General features: G+C 41.4%; 19 protein-coding genes, 12 tRNA genes, 1 rRNA gene, 1 pseudogene and 1 other annotated feature. Of the genes and pseudogenes, 30 read left to right on the forward strand and 3 right to left on the reverse strand.

The window, feature by feature from the left end; translation table 11 throughout:
• The first annotated feature begins 90 nt into the window (after positions 1-90).
• From rpsH to metG, 16 genes and pseudogenes are all read left to right on the forward strand, one after another.
• Positions 91-489 carry a 30S ribosomal protein S8 gene (rpsH, locus tag N596_RS07780; RefSeq protein WP_006595183.1) on the forward strand — a complete coding sequence of 133 codons (399 nt, stop codon included), beginning with the start codon at positions 91-93 and terminating at the stop codon, positions 487-489.
• 187 nt (positions 490-676) lie between these two features.
• A complete protein-coding gene (rplF, locus tag N596_RS07785; RefSeq protein WP_009732027.1) occupies positions 677-1,213 on the forward strand; it encodes a 50S ribosomal protein L6 in 537 nt (178 codons plus the stop codon).
• An 83-nt stretch (positions 1,214-1,296) separates the two neighbouring features.
• Positions 1,297-1,653: a 50S ribosomal protein L18 gene (gene rplR, locus N596_RS07790; protein WP_003010871.1), complete on the forward strand. Its 357-nt coding sequence runs from the start codon at positions 1,297-1,299 to the stop codon at positions 1,651-1,653.
• Positions 1,654-1,670: 17 nt separating this feature from the next.
• Positions 1,671-2,165, forward strand: a complete 495-nt coding sequence (gene rpsE, locus N596_RS07795) for a 30S ribosomal protein S5 (protein ID WP_023025005.1) — start codon at positions 1,671-1,673, stop codon at positions 2,163-2,165.
• 14 nt (positions 2,166-2,179) lie between these two features.
• On the forward strand, positions 2,180-2,362 hold the full coding sequence (gene rpmD / locus N596_RS07800; protein WP_002894509.1) for a 50S ribosomal protein L30: 183 nt from the start codon (positions 2,180-2,182) through the stop codon (positions 2,360-2,362).
• 145 nt (positions 2,363-2,507) lie between these two features.
• Complete coding sequence (gene rplO / locus N596_RS07805) at positions 2,508-2,948, forward strand: 50S ribosomal protein L15 (protein ID WP_006595181.1); 441 nt, start codon at positions 2,508-2,510, stop codon at positions 2,946-2,948.
• Positions 2,949-2,960: 12 nt separating this feature from the next.
• Positions 2,961-4,268 (forward strand): preprotein translocase subunit SecY, encoded by a 1,308-nt coding sequence (secY, locus tag N596_RS07810; protein ID WP_023025007.1) that lies wholly within the window; start codon positions 2,961-2,963, stop codon positions 4,266-4,268.
• Between the two features lie 96 nt (positions 4,269-4,364).
• Positions 4,365-5,003 carry an adenylate kinase gene (locus tag N596_RS07815; RefSeq protein ID WP_006597039.1) on the forward strand — a complete coding sequence of 213 codons (639 nt, stop codon included), beginning with the start codon at positions 4,365-4,367 and terminating at the stop codon, positions 5,001-5,003.
• Between the two features lie 116 nt (positions 5,004-5,119).
• Positions 5,120-5,338 (forward strand): translation initiation factor IF-1, encoded by a 219-nt coding sequence (gene infA, locus N596_RS07820; protein ID WP_001029883.1) that lies wholly within the window; start codon positions 5,120-5,122, stop codon positions 5,336-5,338.
• 23 nt (positions 5,339-5,361) lie between these two features.
• Entirely contained in the window at positions 5,362-5,478 is a 117-nt protein-coding gene (gene rpmJ / locus N596_RS09785; RefSeq protein ID WP_001808836.1) for a 50S ribosomal protein L36, read from the forward strand.
• 17 nt (positions 5,479-5,495) lie between these two features.
• On the forward strand, positions 5,496-5,861 hold the full coding sequence (rpsM, locus tag N596_RS07825) for a 30S ribosomal protein S13 (RefSeq protein ID WP_003009631.1): 366 nt from the start codon (positions 5,496-5,498) through the stop codon (positions 5,859-5,861).
• A 26-nt stretch (positions 5,862-5,887) separates the two neighbouring features.
• Positions 5,888-6,271 carry a 30S ribosomal protein S11 gene (rpsK, locus tag N596_RS07830; protein ID WP_001118385.1) on the forward strand — a complete coding sequence of 128 codons (384 nt, stop codon included), beginning with the start codon at positions 5,888-5,890 and terminating at the stop codon, positions 6,269-6,271.
• A gap of 45 nt (positions 6,272-6,316) precedes the next feature.
• Positions 6,317-7,255: a DNA-directed RNA polymerase subunit alpha gene (locus N596_RS07835; RefSeq protein WP_023027527.1), complete on the forward strand. Its 939-nt coding sequence runs from the start codon at positions 6,317-6,319 to the stop codon at positions 7,253-7,255.
• An 11-nt stretch (positions 7,256-7,266) separates the two neighbouring features.
• Positions 7,267-7,653 (forward strand): 50S ribosomal protein L17, encoded by a 387-nt coding sequence (gene rplQ / locus N596_RS07840; protein ID WP_006595176.1) that lies wholly within the window; start codon positions 7,267-7,269, stop codon positions 7,651-7,653.
• A 196-nt stretch (positions 7,654-7,849) separates the two neighbouring features.
• On the forward strand, positions 7,850-9,157 hold the full coding sequence (locus N596_RS07845; RefSeq protein ID WP_023027528.1) for a gamma-glutamylcysteine synthetase: 1,308 nt from the start codon (positions 7,850-7,852) through the stop codon (positions 9,155-9,157).
• A 120-nt stretch (positions 9,158-9,277) separates the two neighbouring features.
• Positions 9,278-9,796: pseudogene (gene metG, locus N596_RS07850) on the forward strand (methionine--tRNA ligase subunit beta); the annotation flags it as partial.
• 216 nt (positions 9,797-10,012) lie between these two features.
• On the opposite strand, the gene N596_RS07855 reads toward metG, so the two are convergent.
• Both N596_RS07855 and N596_RS07860 read right to left on the reverse strand, forming a co-directional pair.
• Positions 10,013-10,219, reverse strand: coding sequence for a helix-turn-helix domain-containing protein (locus N596_RS07855; protein ID WP_003006064.1), 207 nt, complete (start codon positions 10,217-10,219; stop codon positions 10,013-10,015).
• A 10-nt stretch (positions 10,220-10,229) separates the two neighbouring features.
• The gene (locus N596_RS07860) at positions 10,230-10,751 is read right to left on the reverse strand and encodes a DUF2975 domain-containing protein (protein WP_023022517.1); all 522 of its coding nucleotides are present in this window, start codon (positions 10,749-10,751) and stop codon (positions 10,230-10,232) included.
• Positions 10,752-10,926: 175 nt separating this feature from the next.
• On the opposite strand from N596_RS07860, the gene N596_RS07865 reads away from it, so the two are divergent.
• Complete coding sequence (locus N596_RS07865) at positions 10,927-11,469, forward strand: hypothetical protein (protein ID WP_023027530.1); 543 nt, start codon at positions 10,927-10,929, stop codon at positions 11,467-11,469.
• A 63-nt stretch (positions 11,470-11,532) separates the two neighbouring features.
• Here N596_RS07865 and N596_RS07870 read toward each other — a convergent pair whose 3' ends face one another.
• Positions 11,533-12,816, reverse strand: coding sequence for a M20 family metallopeptidase (locus tag N596_RS07870; protein WP_444547697.1), 1,284 nt, complete (start codon positions 12,814-12,816; stop codon positions 11,533-11,535).
• Positions 12,816-13,580, forward strand: a sequence feature (23S ribosomal RNA rRNA prediction is too short). It overlaps the preceding gene by 1 nt.
• 92 nt (positions 13,581-13,672) lie before the next feature.
• On the opposite strand from N596_RS07870, the gene rrf reads away from it, so the two are divergent.
• The 13 genes from rrf to N596_RS07940 all read left to right on the forward strand — a co-directional run bounded on the left by rrf (position 13,673) and on the right by N596_RS07940 (position 14,861).
• A 5S ribosomal RNA gene (gene rrf / locus N596_RS07880) occupies positions 13,673-13,788 on the forward strand.
• A gap of 32 nt (positions 13,789-13,820) precedes the next feature.
• Positions 13,821-13,893, forward strand: a tRNA-Val gene (locus N596_RS07885).
• An 8-nt stretch (positions 13,894-13,901) separates the two neighbouring features.
• Positions 13,902-13,972, forward strand: a tRNA-Gly gene (locus tag N596_RS07890).
• A gap of 33 nt (positions 13,973-14,005) precedes the next feature.
• Positions 14,006-14,079 (forward strand) — tRNA-Ile (locus N596_RS07895).
• Positions 14,080-14,092: 13 nt separating this feature from the next.
• Positions 14,093-14,164 (forward strand) — tRNA-Glu (locus tag N596_RS07900).
• Between the two features lie 9 nt (positions 14,165-14,173).
• Positions 14,174-14,263: transfer RNA gene (locus N596_RS07905), tRNA-Ser, on the forward strand.
• 9 nt (positions 14,264-14,272) lie between these two features.
• Positions 14,273-14,346, forward strand: a tRNA-Met gene (locus tag N596_RS07910).
• A 5-nt stretch (positions 14,347-14,351) separates the two neighbouring features.
• A tRNA-Phe gene (locus N596_RS07915) sits at positions 14,352-14,424 on the forward strand.
• 16 nt (positions 14,425-14,440) lie between these two features.
• A tRNA-Tyr gene (locus N596_RS07920) sits at positions 14,441-14,521 on the forward strand.
• 6 nt (positions 14,522-14,527) lie between these two features.
• Positions 14,528-14,598: transfer RNA gene (locus N596_RS07925), tRNA-Trp, on the forward strand.
• 12 nt (positions 14,599-14,610) lie between these two features.
• Positions 14,611-14,683: transfer RNA gene (locus N596_RS07930), tRNA-His, on the forward strand.
• 13 nt (positions 14,684-14,696) lie between these two features.
• A tRNA-Gln gene (locus tag N596_RS07935) sits at positions 14,697-14,768 on the forward strand.
• A gap of 9 nt (positions 14,769-14,777) precedes the next feature.
• Positions 14,778-14,861, forward strand: a tRNA-Leu gene (locus N596_RS07940).
• Positions 14,862-14,887: the final 26 nt, after the last annotated feature.

Here is a 14,887-nt window from a genome sequence, read left to right on the forward strand (position 1 = left end):
AATTGAAACCTAGAAACATATTCTGAGCCTAGCTCAATCATTAACTAGCAAGTGAAAATTTCAAACTACTAGTAAGAGGAGAAATATAAAATGGTTATGACTGACCCAATCGCAGACTTCCTAACTCGTATTCGTAACGCTAACCAAGCAAAACACGAAGTACTTGAAGTACCTGCATCAAACATCAAAAAAGGGATTGCTGAAATCCTTAAACGCGAAGGTTTTGTAAAAAACGTTGAAGTAATCGAAGATGACAAACAGGGAATCATCCGCGTGTTCTTGAAATACGGAGCAAACGGTGAAAAAGTTATCACAAACTTGAAACGTGTTTCTAAACCAGGTTTGCGTGTTTACAAAAAACGTGAAGATCTTCCAAAAGTTCTTAACGGACTTGGAATTGCTATCCTTTCAACTTCTGAAGGTTTGCTTACTGATAAAGAAGCACGCCAAAAGAACGTTGGTGGGGAAGTTATCGCTTACGTTTGGTAATATTTAGCTCCCAATTTCGTTGTGACTCTTCGTTATCGTCTCTTGCCTAACTCAAAGTTATGCCTGCGAGACGATGCCTCGATTCACTTAGAAATTGAGACCTAAACATTAATTTTTAAATCAAAAAGATTTAAACCCCGTGAAAACTGGCCGTCATGGCCTGACAATTTAACAGGAGAATAAAAACATGTCACGTATTGGTAATAAAGTTATCGTGTTGCCTGCTGGTGTTGAACTCACTAACAATGACAACGTAGTAACTGTAAAAGGACCTAAAGGGGAACTTACTCGTGAGTTCTCAAAAGATATTGAAATCCGTGTGGAAGGTACTGAAGTAACTCTTCACCGTCCAAACGATTCAAAAGAAATGAAAACCATCCATGGAACTACTCGTGCCCTTTTGAACAACATGGTTGTTGGTGTATCAGAAGGATTCAAGAAAGAACTTGAAATGCGCGGGGTTGGTTACCGTGCACAACTTCAAGGAAACAAACTTGTCTTGGCTGTTGGTAAATCTCACCCAGACGAAGTTGAAGCTCCAGAAGGAATTACTTTTGAACTTCCAAACCCAACGACTATCGTTATCAGCGGAATTTCAAAAGAAGTAGTTGGTCAAACAGCTGCTTACGTACGTAGCCTTCGTTCACCAGAACCTTACAAAGGTAAAGGGATCCGTTACGTTGGTGAATTCGTTCGCCGTAAAGAAGGTAAAACAGGTAAATAATGTTGAGTGGTTGTCTATCAACCACCCACCTATTTTCCAACTCAGTGCTTAGCACATGATTTTAAAATTAAGAGGTGAAAATTGTGATTTCGAAACCAGATAAAAATAAAATCCGTCAAAAACGCCACCGTCGCGTTCGCGGAAAACTCTCTGGAACTGCTGATCGCCCACGTTTGAACGTATTCCGTTCTAATACAGGCATCTACGCTCAAGTAATTGATGACGTAGCGGGTGTAACGCTCGCAAGCGCTTCAACTCTTGACAAAGAAGTTTCAAAAGGAACTAAAACTGAACAAGCCGTTGTTGTCGGCAAACTTGTTGCTGAACGTGCAGTTGCTAAAGGTATTTCTGAAGTGGTGTTCGACCGCGGTGGATATCTATATCACGGACGTGTTAAAGCTTTGGCTGATGCAGCTCGTGAAAACGGATTGAAATTCTAATAGGAGGACACTAGAAAATGGCATTTAAAGACAATGCAGTTGAACTTGAAGAACGTGTAGTTGCCATCAACCGTGTTACAAAAGTTGTTAAAGGTGGACGTCGTCTTCGCTTTGCAGCTCTTGTAGTTGTTGGTGACCGTAACGGACGTGTTGGTTTTGGTACAGGTAAAGCTCAAGAAGTACCAGAAGCAATCCGTAAAGCAGTAGAAGATGCTAAGAAAAACTTGATTGAAGTTCCTATGGTTGGAACAACAATTCCACACGAAGTAACATCAGTATTTGGTGGAGCTCGTGTATTGTTGAAACCAGCTGTCGAAGGGGCTGGGGTTGCTGCAGGTGGTGCAGTTCGTGCCGTTGTCGAATTGGCAGGTATTGCAGATGTAACATCTAAATCACTTGGATCAAACACTCCAATCAACATTGTTCGTGCAACTGTTGAAGGTTTGAAACAATTGAAACGCGCTGAAGAAGTTGCTGCCCTTCGTGGTATTTCAGTTTCTGACTTGGCTTAAGAAAGGAGATTCAAATGGCTCAAATTAAAATTACTTTGACTAAGTCTCCAATCGGACGCATCCCGTCACAACGTAAAACTGTTGTAGCACTTGGACTTGGCAAATTGAACAGCTCTGTTATTAAAGAAGATAACCCAGCAGTACGTGGAATGATCACTGCAGTATCTCACTTGGTAACAGTTGAAGAAGTAAAATAATCTATTTATAATAGAACAAGGTTTTCAGGGGTATGGGAAATTTCTCATCCCCTAAAACTAAATATAAGTATAGGCGAGTTTGTAGTCGGGACACCTTTTCCTGATTGCATGCGTTAGCAATTTACAAAAGAGGAGAAATTAAATAATGAAACTTCATGAATTACAACCTGCTGCAGGTTCACGTAAAGTCCGCAACCGTGTTGGTCGTGGTACTTCATCTGGTAATGGTAAAACTTCTGGCCGTGGTCAAAAAGGTCAAAAAGCTCGTAGCGGTGGCGGTGTACGTCTTGGTTTTGAAGGTGGACAAACTCCATTGTTCCGTCGTCTTCCAAAACGTGGATTTACAAACATCAACGCTAAAGAATATGCTATTGTAAACCTTGATCAGTTGAACGTCTTCGAAGATGGTGCTGAAGTAACACCAGTTGTACTTGTTGAAGCAGGTATTGTAAAAGCTGAAAAATCAGGGATTAAAATTCTTGGTAACGGGGAATTGACTAAGAAATTGTCTGTTAAGGCAGCTAAATTCTCTAAATCAGCTGAAGAAGCTATCACTGCTAAAGGTGGTTCAGTAGAAGTCATCTAAGAGGGGTGACCTATGTTCTTTAAATTATTAAAAGATGCATTTAAGGTAAAACAAGTAAGATCAAAAATTTTATTTACCATTTTTATCATACTTGTTTTTCGAATCGGAACCACGATTACGGTTCCTGGTGTGAATGCGAAAATCCTTAACAACTTACAAGATGTTTCCTTCTTGAATATGATGAGCTTGGTGTCAGGGAATGCCATGAGAAACTTCTCTGTCTTTGCCCTAGGGGTGAGTCCTTACATCACGGCTTCCATCGTTGTTCAGCTCCTTCAAATGGACTTGCTTCCAAAGTTTGTTGAGTGGGGGAAACAAGGAGAAGTTGGACGGAGAAAGTTGAATCAGGCAACACGTTATATCGCTTTGGTTCTAGCTTTCGTTCAATCCATTGGAATTACAGCTACTTTCCACACCTTGTCACAGGCTAAATTAGTGTCGACACCAAACGTTGAAACCTACATCTTAATTGGTGCAATTTTAACGACAGGTTCGATGATTGTGACCTGGTTAGGAGAACAGATTTCAGACAAAGGATACGGAAACGGTGTTTCTATGATTATCTTTGCGGGGATTGTTTCTTCAATTCCAGAGATGATCAAAGGTGTTTATGAAGATTCATTTGTTAACGTTCGTTCTGGACAATTGACTAATTCACTAATTTTCGTAGGTCTGTTAATCTTAGCGGTATTAGTGATCATTTACTTCACAACCTTTGTGGAACAAGCTCAGTATAAAATTCCAATCCAATACACTAAGATTGCACAAGGAGCACCATCTAGCTCATATCTTCCATTGAAGGTAAACCCAGCTGGAGTTATTCCTGTCATCTTTGCTAGTTCGATCACGGCTGCACCGGCAGCAATTTTCCAGGTCATTAGTGCCATGGGTTACAATGCTGGATGGGTTCGAACAGCACAATCTATGTTAGCAACCAATACACCTACTGGTGTAGCAATGTATGCTTTGCTAATCATTTTGTTTACTTTCTTCTACACATTTGTACAGATTAACCCAGAAAAAACTGCGGAAAATCTACAAAAGAGTGGTGCTTACATTCCAGGTGTGCGTCCTGGTAAGGGAACAGAAGACTACATGTCACGTCTTCTTAGACGTTTGGCTACGGTTGGTTCTCTATTCCTTGGATTTATCACCATTATTCCAATCCTTGCTCGGGATATCTTTGGTCTGACAGATACAGTTGCTCTCGGAGGAACTAGTCTCTTGATCATCATCTCGACTGGTATTGAAGGAATGAAACAATTAGAAGGTTACTTATTGAAACGCAAATACATTGGTTTCATGGATACAACAGAATAGAATTAGGTTGACATTGTCAACCTTCTATTTTGTTTTTGAATAAGTTTGTTAAATTGTAACAGGCTTATTTAAAAACAAAATAAGGAGCAAATGATTATGAATTTATTAATCATGGGATTGCCTGGAGCAGGTAAGGGGACGCAAGCAGCTAAAATTGTAGAACAATTTCAAGTTGCACATATCTCAACAGGGGATATGTTCCGTGCTGCAATGGCCAATCAAACCGAAATGGGTGTGTTGGCAAAATCATTCATCGATAAAGGTGAATTGGTGCCGGATGATGTAACCAACGGGATTGTAAAAGAACGTTTGGCTCAAGACGATATTAAGGAAAAAGGATTCCTTTTAGACGGTTTTCCTCGCACGATTGAACAAGCACATGCTTTGGATCAAATTTTGGTAGATCTTGGCCTTGAACTTGAGGGTGTAATCAACATCGAAGTGGATCCATCTTGCCTTCTTGAACGCTTGAGCGGTCGTATTATTCACCGTGAAACAGGTGAAACCTACCATAAAGTATTCAACCCACCAGCTGATTACAAGGAAGAAGACTATTACCAACGTGAGGACGATAAACCAGAAACGGTTAAACGCCGCTTGGATGTGAATATCGCTCAAGGTGAGCCGATTCTTGCTCATTATCGTGCAAAAGGTTTAGTCCATGATATCGAAGGAAACCAAGATATTAACGACGTCTTTAAGGATATCCAAAAAGTCTTAGAGAATTTGAAATAAAAACGTTTTAGTTGCTTGCAATAATTGACAACAAGTGATACAATGAATTAGTCTGACTTATAATTGTTACCTCTGTGCTCAGAGGAATGAATCGAAATTTATGGAGGTACTTTTGCGTGGCAAAAGACGATGTGATTGAAGTAGAAGGCAAGGTAGTTGATACAATGCCGAATGCTATGTTTACGGTTGAACTTGAAAATGGACATCAGATTTTAGCAACAGTTTCTGGTAAAATTCGTAAAAACTATATTCGTATTTTAGCGGGAGATCGTGTTACAGTGGAGATGAGTCCGTACGATTTGACACGTGGACGTATCACATACCGCTTTAAATAATCGAAAAACTTGGAGGGATAAAAATGAAAGTAAGACCATCGGTCAAACCAATTTGCGAATACTGTAAAGTAATTCGTCGTAATGGTCGTGTTATGGTAATTTGCCCAGCAAATCCAAAACACAAACAACGTCAAGGATAAGATAGAAAGGAGAAAACATGGCTCGTATTGCTGGAGTTGACATTCCAAATGACAAACGTGTAGTAATTTCATTGACTTATGTATACGGTATTGGACTTCCAACATCTAAGAAAATTCTTGCTGCTGCAGGAGTTTCTGAAGATATTCGTGTTCGTGACCTTACACCAGATCAAGAAGATGCTATCCGTCGTGAAGTTGACGCAATTAAAGTAGAAGGTGACCTTCGTCGTGAAGTGAACTTGAACATTAAACGTTTGATGGAAATCGGTTCATACCGTGGTATCCGTCACCGTCGTGGACTTCCTGTTCGTGGACAAAACACTAAAAACAATGCTCGCACTCGTAAAGGTAAAGCTGTTGCGATTGCTGGTAAGAAAAAATAAGAAAATAAAATAAGGAGGTAAAAATCTTGGCTAAACCAACACGTAAACGTCGTGTGAAAAAGAATATCGAATCAGGTATTGCTCATATTCACGCAACATTTAATAACACAATTGTTATGATTACTGATGTGCATGGTAACGCAATTGCATGGTCATCTGCAGGTGCTCTTGGTTTCAAAGGTTCTCGTAAATCTACACCATTTGCTGCACAAATGGCTTCAGAAGCTGCTGCAAAATCAGCTCAAGAACATGGTCTTAAATCAGTAGAAGTTACTGTTAAAGGTCCTGGTTCTGGTCGTGAGTCTGCTATTCGTGCTCTTGCTGCTGCTGGTCTTGAAGTTACTGCAATCCGCGATGTGACTCCTGTGCCACACAATGGTGCTCGTCCTCCAAAACGTCGCCGTGTATAATCATCAACAATTACACAGCTTTTCGTTTCAGAGGGAGTATAACAAATGATTGAGTTTGAAAAACCAAATATAACAAAAATTGATGAAAATAAAGATTACGGTGTATTTGTAGTAGAACCACTTGAACGTGGTTATGGTACAACACTGGGGAACTCTCTTCGTCGCGTATTATTGGCCTCACTTCCAGGTGCTGCTGTTACTTCAATTAATATTGAAGGTGTATTGCACGAATTTGATACAGTTCCAGGTGTCCGCGAAGACGTTATGCAAATCATTCTTAACGTTAAAGGGATCGCTGTAAAATCTTACGTCCAAGACGAAAAGATTATTGAACTTGATGTAGAAGGTCCTGCAGAAGTAACTGCTGGAGATATTCTTACGGATAGTGACATTGAAATTGTAAACCCTGATCATTATCTTTTTACAATCGGTGAAGGATCAAGCTTTAAAGCTACTTTGACTGTGAATAGCGGTCGTGGTTATGTTCCAGCTGATCAGAATAAAAAAGATGATGCACCAGTTGGTACACTTGCAGTAGATTCAATCTATACGCCAGTGATAAAAGTTAATTACCAAGTTGAACCAGCTCGCGTTGGTAGCAACGATGGTTTTGACAAACTAACCCTTGAAATTTTAACAAATGGAACAATTATTCCAGAAGATGCCTTAGGTTTATCTGCTCGTATTTTGACAGAACACCTTAACCTCTTTACTAACTTAACAGAAATCGCAATTGCGACAGATGTAATGAAGGAAGTAGATACAGCATCAGATGATCGAGTATTAGAACGTACCATCGAAGAATTGGATCTTTCTGTCCGTTCATATAACTGTTTGAAACGTGCCGGTATCAACACTGTGTATGATTTAACAGAAAAATCTGAACCAGAAATGATGAAGGTTCGTAACCTTGGACGTAAGAGTCTCGAAGAAGTTAAAGTTAAGCTTGCCGATTTAGGCCTTGGGCTAAAAAACGATAAATAGAGGAGGAATACATGGCTTACCGTAAACTAGGACGCACTAGCTCACAACGTAAAGCAATGCTTCGTGATTTGACAACAGATCTTATCATCAATGAAGCAATCGTAACAACTGAAGCACGTGCAAAAGAAATCCGTAAATCAGTTGAAAAAATGATTACCTTAGGTAAACGTGGTGACTTGCATGCACGTCGTCAAGCAGCTGCTTATGTACGTAATGAAGTTGCATCACAAAACTTTGATGAAGAAACTGGTAAATATTCAGAAACAACAGCACTTCAAAAATTGTTCTCTGAACTTGCACCACGTTATGCTGAGCGCAATGGTGGATATACTCGTATCCTTAAAACTGAACCACGCCGTGGGGATGCTGCGCCAATGGCAATTATCGAATTAGTATAAAATCATCAATTTTGTTGAGTGTTATGATGTTGGGAGAACTATACAGTTCTTCTTAGTCTAGCTCTGGTCTGCCGCTAGGATTTATCCTAGCGGTAACACTCATCATATTGAGGTAAATGGTAGACGCTTGTTTACGAAATTGCTTTAATTTAAAACAATTTCGTAAGCAGGCGTTTTTTGATATAATGGAAGAGTTATGACAGTAAAAGAAAAATCACAAACACTGGCCCAGCAACTATTGGCGAAGCGTTACCTGGCTTCCCTGAAAGAAAATCCAGATCAGTACATTGGAGTTGAACTAGAATTTCCGATCGTAAATACCTTGGGAAATAAAACGGATGTATTGGTTGCAAAGGCTCTTTTTAAGTATCTGCAAGAGGTTGAAGAATTTATAGCGATTAAACTAGATGAAGACGGCAATCCAGTCCAGTTGCAACATGAAATAAATAAAGATCAAATTGTATTCGAGTTATCCTACAATACCATTGAATTTGCGTTTGAAAAAGCTAAAACAATTCAAGAAGTTGAAAGACGTTTTAATCACTATTTAAGCATTATTCAACCATTTTTAAGAGAGAAACAGCATCAAATTGAAGGACGTGGCCTTCATCCTTATTGGAGAATAAACGATAATCAACCTGTAAAAATTGATCGTTATAAAATGCTGATCCAATTCTTACAACTAGCTGAACAAGCTACCAACCGTCAATTTCATAACTATCCAGACTATGGAACCTTTATTTGTGGAAATCAAGTGCAACTGGATGTTTCAAGAAATAATTATTTAAAAGTGATTAACGCGATGAATAAGGTGGAACCTGCAAAAGCATATCTGTTTGCTAATTCCATTTTCGATGGAGAAAACTGGGATACGACGATATCAAGAGATATTTTCTGGGAAGAGTCTATGCATGGTTATTACCAGGAAAATGTTGGTGTGAACCCTAAAGCGTTTATAAATGAACAGGACTTTCTGGATTATTTAGCGAAGACAGCCATGTTTTATGTTTATCGTGAGGAAGAAATACTATATTTCGAACCTATTAGAGTAGAGGATTACCTAGCGAGAGAAAAAATAGTAGCTTATCGATTAAATGGAACGAGACAAAATATAAAACCACAAGAAGAAGACCTAAAGAATCATAGAAGCTACCATTTTCAAGATTTAACAACAAGAGGAACCATCGAATACAGAAGTGTTTGTACTCAACCCTTACATAAAACATTTGCACCAATTGCCTTTCATGTAGGATTGCATTATAATATCAAAGAATTGGAAGAGTATTTAGCTCAAAATAATTATTTTGATTTTAGCAAAGAAAATCCAAAAGAATTAAGAAGACAATACTCTAAAAAACATTTAACTAAAAATGAATTGGAGAAAATTAAACACTATTCATTGGATCTACTAACAATCTCTAAAAGAGGATTGATTGACCGTGGAAAGCAAGAAGAACTTTATCTCGAAGAAATAATGAATGAGGTTAGGGAAGTGCTAATTTAACAGCATTTCCTTTTTAAAATCAAAAAAAATAACAAAAAAAATAAAAAAATAGAAAAAAGATATTGACAAGATTTATTGGTCGTGATATACTAATATAGTTGTCGCGCGAGGGGCTTGGACTTCGATCTTGAGAACTTGACCCTAGCAGGCTTCCCTGAAAATGTCACAGTAGTTGCCAAAGGAACTCCAATCTTCCCTCGCCTGGATATGGATGAAGAAATTGCCTACATCCAATCTCAAATGACTGCTGGTAAAACAGAAGAAAAAGAATGGATTCCAGAAGAAGTGGAACTCAAGTCTGAAAAAGATGAGATTAAATTTGAAGACTTTGACAAGGTCGAAATCCGTGTGGCAGAGGTCAAAGAAGTTGAACGCGTCGAAGGATCTGACAAATTGCTTCGCTTCCGCCTAGATGCAGGAGATGGCGAAGACCGTCAAATCCTCTCTGGTATCGCAAAATTCTATCCAAATGAACAAGAATTGGTCGGCAAGAAACTCCAAATCGTGGCCAACCTCAAACCACGTAAGATGATGAAGAAATATGTCAGCCAAGGCATGATTCTTTCTGCAGAACACGGGGATCAATTAACAGTCTTAACCGTTGATCCATCTGTGCTAAATGGCAGCATCATTGGCTAAACTGATGATTGTATACTAAAAGCACTCCCGCGGGAGTGCTTTTGTTGTATCGCTATAGTTTTCATCAGTGAGAAAAGAGTCTGAAACAGTTTCGTTTCAGACTCTCGGAAGATTTGAGACAGTAGGCTCAAATTTTAGGTATGGAATCCCAGAGGGATTCGCTACCGTCCGTCCTCACCTAAGGAAAGTCTCCAATTACTTTTCTTAAGATATTTCCTATTCATCTGGCCGGTATTCCAGGATATCTCCGGGCTGGCAGTCCAGTTCTTTGCAGATAGCTTCAAGGGTGGTGAAGCGGATAGCTTTGGCCTTGCCTGTCTTAAGGATGGAGAGGTTGGCGGTAGTGATGCCGATTTTGTCAGCTAGCTCATTGGATTTCATCTTTCGCTTGGCCAGCATGACATCTAGATTGACGATAATCATGGTCCCCTCCTTAAATGGTCAGCTCATTTTCTTCAGCGATCGCAATTCCTCTCTCTAAAATCTTGCCAAGGACCCAGACAATTGGGACAGCGAGGAGGAGTCCCGTATTAAAGGTCAATTGGAAGGTAAAGGGAAGGAGATAAACGTCGCCACTGGTTTCAAGTGTACCAGACATAAAGGACAAGACCAATAAGATCTTCCAAGCTCGGTTGCAAAGATCAATGTTGGAGTGAGAAAAGATCTTTTCTTGGTAGAGATTTTGGAGGAAGCTACGAATGGTGATGAGAAGAAGAATATAAATAGCACTTGAGGCTAGTGGGAAGAGCAACTGCCATAGGGGTTGCAGATGTTTTGGGAAAAGCTGGATGCCATTCACCTCAAAGGACAAGCGCCCAGATTGAACGAGATCCTTAAACACACCCATCCGTGAAAGCAGGTGGATGACCAGTGCTGCCACAGTCATAAAGCCACAGAAGTAAATGAAAGCCGTTAAGACTTCAATAACATTTTTTAAGGTTTTTGAGTTTTTCATCGCAAGCCTCCTTAAAGTTTATTTATTATTTACTTATAGTATACTCTTTATAAAAAATAAGTCAATAAAAAAGTATCGAAAAACGATAAAAAATTTATGAAATTCGGTCAAAGTTTGCTTTAAATAGAATTTAAGGTATACTAATAGGTAACTACCATTTCAAGGAGGTATTGAAATGATCAAAAAGTTAGATAAGAAATATCTTTGGATGATCATCGCTTTTGTGAGTGCAGTGGTTCTAATTGGAGGAGTCTATCTCTACTCTAGCTCCAATATCCAACCGGATCATCAAAAAGAGTTCAACCAGACCTCGAAGACCTCGTCCTCATCTAAGGAAAAAGCCATCGATTTGTCTGGTGAATATGTCTCTAGCGCGCGTGATAAGGCCAAGATACAGAAAGATGGGAAATCTTGGAAAATTGATTATCAAACAGATGATGGTGCTGTTTCAGCAACGTTCTCAACGGATTTCAAAGTAGAAGGTGCCAATAAAGTTTCTACTAGTCAGATGAAAAAGTCTGATGGAAATACTGATTTCACCGTCACTGTGCGTATCTTTAAATACCAATCAGATAAGGATCCCCTCATTACGGTAACTATGTCAGATAAAGACCCCGATCATGAGATGGTCTTTGCCAATCGGAAGGATTTCTTCAAGTCGACGAATCCAGATGATGCGGTATTGGATGGGGATTTGACAACCTTCTCAGGAAGTTAGATTTTTTCTGTCTAACTTTTGGGGTGCAGTTCACTGACCATCTAAGCTTTTTTCAAATCTATATTAGACTTCTTTGCCTGCTAACCGTCGAATGGTCTCGGCATAAATTTCCATTGCACGATACAAATCATCCAGTTTGGCTCGTTCATTCGCCTGGTGCTCTGTTTGGAGAGCATCAGGGAAGAGGGCCCCATAAGCCACACAATTTTCCATGGTTCGAGCAAAAGTAGCTCCTCCTGAGGACATAGCTGGAGTCTGATCCCCCGTTTCTTCTTGGTAGACCGCCATCAGAGTACTCACCAACGGACTATCTAATGGAACGTACAGGGGAGCTACATAATCAAACTCTTCATACTGAAGTTGATAGCTAGCTGCCACTTCAGTTAATCGCTCTACTAAAGCATCCTTATCTGCTAGGACAGGGATCCGAATATCAATCCCGATTTCAGATTGCTCTTCATCAATAGAGAGGGTCGCAATATTGAAGGAAAGAGCACCACTTGGTTCATCTTTGATTTCACCAAAGAGAGCTGCTCCTATCGCATCTTCCCCAACAGCATCTGCTATAAAGAGAAGGGCTGGATGAGGCTGGATCAAGGAAAGACTTTCCGCTAAGCCGACAATAGCATTGACACCCTCAGCCGCATCCTTGGAGTGTTTAGACAGTCCAAGAACGGTTACTGCTCCAGTTTCTTCTGTATAGTTCACACCACTTTGCTCGATCACTGGTAAAAGTTCCTCTAAGCGTTCCCCTTTATAAGTTGCCTTATCTGGTACCACGTTAAGGGCACGACCAGCTTGTAAAGGACGATCCTCCCAGCCTGGTCCATGGAGCTTCACTTGAAGCAAGCCTTTTTCAGCATAGGTTAATGGGAAGGACGAATCTGGAGCAAAGCCAAGATCTGCTTTTTCTTCTAGCTGATTGTAGCGGTTCATACAGCGCCAGAGAGTTTCCTCGTCCGTACCAAATATAAAGCGAATCCGTTTGGTAAATACAAGTCCTTGGTCAAGCAGACTCTTAACTGCGTAAAGGGCCGCAAGGGATGGCCCCTTGTCATCTTGTACTCCACGTCCGATCAACCATCCATCTTTCAGAGTCGCCTCAAAAGGTGGCGTCTGCCAATCTTCTAAATCACCGGCTGGAACAACATCCAAGTGACAAAGAACGGCCAGGAGTTCTTCCCCCTGACCGATCTCTGCATATCCATAGTATCCTTCAGGATCTAGATAGGTTTGAAAGCCCATTTCTTGAGCAATTTCTAACGTTTTCTCAAGGACATCTTGGATAGCTTGTCCAAACGGTGTTCCATTTTCGCCTTCGTTTAAAACCGAAGGATAAGAAATGATGGTTTGAAGAGAGGTTAAAAACTGCTCTTTTACATCGTCCTTTATTCTATTTTTCATGAAACACCTACTTTATTCTATTGTAAGAATGGAACCACAGTTCCTAGTAGAAGAAGGGCAGTTTGACTGGGGCGGTCGCCTCCTAAAAGGTAACGGAGGCGCCCAAAGGTTCCCTCAGAATGGTTGGAAATCATTCGCAGAGTGTAAAGGTATAAGGGAGCTTGACTGCGAGAGCTACAACTCGAGCAGGGACGAAAGTCGGGCTTAGTGATCCGGTGGTTCCGTATGGAAGGGCCATCGCTCAACGGATAAAAGCTACCCTGGGGATAACAGGCTTATCTCCCCCAAGAGTTCACATCGACGGGGAGGTTTGGCACCTCGATGTCGGCTCGTCGCATCCTGGGGCTGTAGTCGGTCCCAAGGGTTGGGCTGTTCGCCCATTAAAGCGGCACGCGAGCTGGGTTCAGAACGTCGTGAGACAGTTCGGTCCCTATCCGTCGCGGGCGTAGGAAATTTGAGAGGATCTGCTCCTAGTACGAGAGGACCAGAGTGGACTTACCGCTGGTGTACCAGTTGTCTCGCCAGAGGCATCGCTGGGTAGCTATGTAGGGAAGGGATAAACGCTGAAAGCATCTAAGTGTGAAACCCACCTCAAGATGAGATTTCCCATAACTATATGTTAGTAAGAGCCCTGAGAGAAGATCAGGTAGATAGGTTAGGAGTGGAAGTTGTGTGAGCAATGGAGCGGACTAATACTAATAGCTCGAGGACTTATCCAAAAAGTAACTGAGGATATTTACAGCCGTTTAGATTTTTGTTAGAATATAGGTATTCAATTTTGAATGTTCATCATTCAGAGTTAAGTGACGATAGCCTAGGAGATACACCTGTACCCATGCCGAACACAGAAGTTAAGCCCTAGAACGCCGGAAGTAGTTGGGGGTTGCCCCCTGTGAGATATGGTAGTCGCTTAGCAAGATTGAGTCTAGAGAGATCTAGGCTCATTTGGGAGTTTAGCTCAGCTGGGAGAGCATCTGCCTTACAAGCAGAGGGTCAGCGGTTCGATCCCGTTAACTCCCATTTTTCAAGCGGGTGTAGTTTAGTGGTAAAACTACAGCCTTCCAAGCTGTTGTCGCGAGTTCGATTCTCGTCACCCGCTTTGAACATTCGTTCAATACCAAGTTTTTTACTTGGGCGCGTAGCTCAGGTGGTTAGAGCGCACGCCTGATAAGCGTGAGGTCGGTGGTTCGAGTCCACTCGTGCCCATTTTTAATATTATGGTCCGTTGGTCAAGGGGTTAAGACACCGCCTTTTCACGGCGGTAACACGGGTTCGAATCCCGTACGGACTATATTATATTGGAGGATTACCCAAGTCCGGCTGAAGGGAACGGTCTTGAAAACCGTCAGGCGTGTAAAAGCGTGCGTGGGTTCGAATCCCACATCCTCCTTAATATTAACGCGGGATGGAGCAGCTCGGTAGCTCGTCGGGCTCATAACCCGAAGGTCGTAGGTTCAAATCCTGCTCCCGCAATATTTGGCTCGGTAGCTCAGTTGGTAGAGCAATGGATTGAAGCTCCATGTGTCGGCGGTTCGATTCCGTCTCGCGCCATAACTTAATATTTTTTGGAAGGGTAGCGAAGAGGCTAAACGCGGCGGACTGTAAATCCGCTCCTTCGGGTTCGGGGGTTCGAATCCCTCCCCTTCCATCCTTTACGGGCATAGTTTAAAGGTAGAACTAAGGTCTCCAAAACCTTCAGTGTGGGTTCAATTCCTACTGCCCGTGTATAAGAATATGGCGGGTGTGGTGAAGTGGTTAACACACCAGATTGTGGCTCTGGCATGCGTGGGTTCGATCCCCATCACTCGCCTATTTTATATTATTGGGGTATAGCCAAGCGGTAAGGCAAGGGACTTTGACTCCCTCATGCGTTGGTTCGAATCCAGCTACCCCAGTTATACTTTGCCGGCGTGGCGGAATTGGCAGACGCGCTGGACTCAAAATCCAGTGTCCGCAAGGACGTGCCGGTTCGACCCCGGCCGCCGGTATAGTTTAAAAGACAAGGTTTTCGGAC

Source organism: Streptococcus ilei (genome assembly GCF_000479335.1).
Lineage (GTDB): Bacteria > Bacillota > Bacilli > Lactobacillales > Streptococcaceae > Streptococcus > Streptococcus ilei.

Bases quoted from the DNA above. Each gene is read 5' to 3' on its own strand.
- N596_RS07815 (WP_006597039.1), top strand. From the start codon at position 4,365: ATGAATTTATTAATCATGGGATTGCCTGGAGCAGGTAAGGGGACGCAA.
- rplQ (WP_006595176.1), top strand. From the start codon at position 7,267: ATGGCTTACCGTAAACTAGGACGCACTAGCTCACAACGTAAAGCAATG.
- rpmD (WP_002894509.1), top strand. From the start codon at position 2,180: ATGGCTCAAATTAAAATTACTTTGACTAAGTCTCCAATCGGACGCATC.
- rpsH (WP_006595183.1), top strand. From the start codon at position 91: ATGGTTATGACTGACCCAATCGCAGACTTCCTAACTCGTATTCGTAAC.
- rplO (WP_006595181.1), top strand. From the start codon at position 2,508: ATGAAACTTCATGAATTACAACCTGCTGCAGGTTCACGTAAAGTCCGC.
- N596_RS07845 (WP_023027528.1), top strand. From the start codon at position 7,850: ATGACAGTAAAAGAAAAATCACAAACACTGGCCCAGCAACTATTGGCG.
- rplF (WP_009732027.1), top strand. From the start codon at position 677: ATGTCACGTATTGGTAATAAAGTTATCGTGTTGCCTGCTGGTGTTGAA.
- secY (WP_023025007.1), top strand. From the start codon at position 2,961: ATGTTCTTTAAATTATTAAAAGATGCATTTAAGGTAAAACAAGTAAGA.
- rpsE (WP_023025005.1), top strand. From the start codon at position 1,671: ATGGCATTTAAAGACAATGCAGTTGAACTTGAAGAACGTGTAGTTGCC.
- N596_RS07860 (WP_023022517.1), bottom strand. From the start codon at position 10,751: ATGAAAAACTCAAAAACCTTAAAAAATGTTATTGAAGTCTTAACGGCT.
- N596_RS07855 (WP_003006064.1), bottom strand. From the start codon at position 10,219: ATGATTATCGTCAATCTAGATGTCATGCTGGCCAAGCGAAAGATGAAA.
- N596_RS07835 (WP_023027527.1), top strand. From the start codon at position 6,317: ATGATTGAGTTTGAAAAACCAAATATAACAAAAATTGATGAAAATAAA.
- N596_RS07865 (WP_023027530.1), top strand. From the start codon at position 10,927: ATGATCAAAAAGTTAGATAAGAAATATCTTTGGATGATCATCGCTTTT.
- rpsM (WP_003009631.1), top strand. From the start codon at position 5,496: ATGGCTCGTATTGCTGGAGTTGACATTCCAAATGACAAACGTGTAGTA.
- rpmJ (WP_001808836.1), top strand. From the start codon at position 5,362: ATGAAAGTAAGACCATCGGTCAAACCAATTTGCGAATACTGTAAAGTA.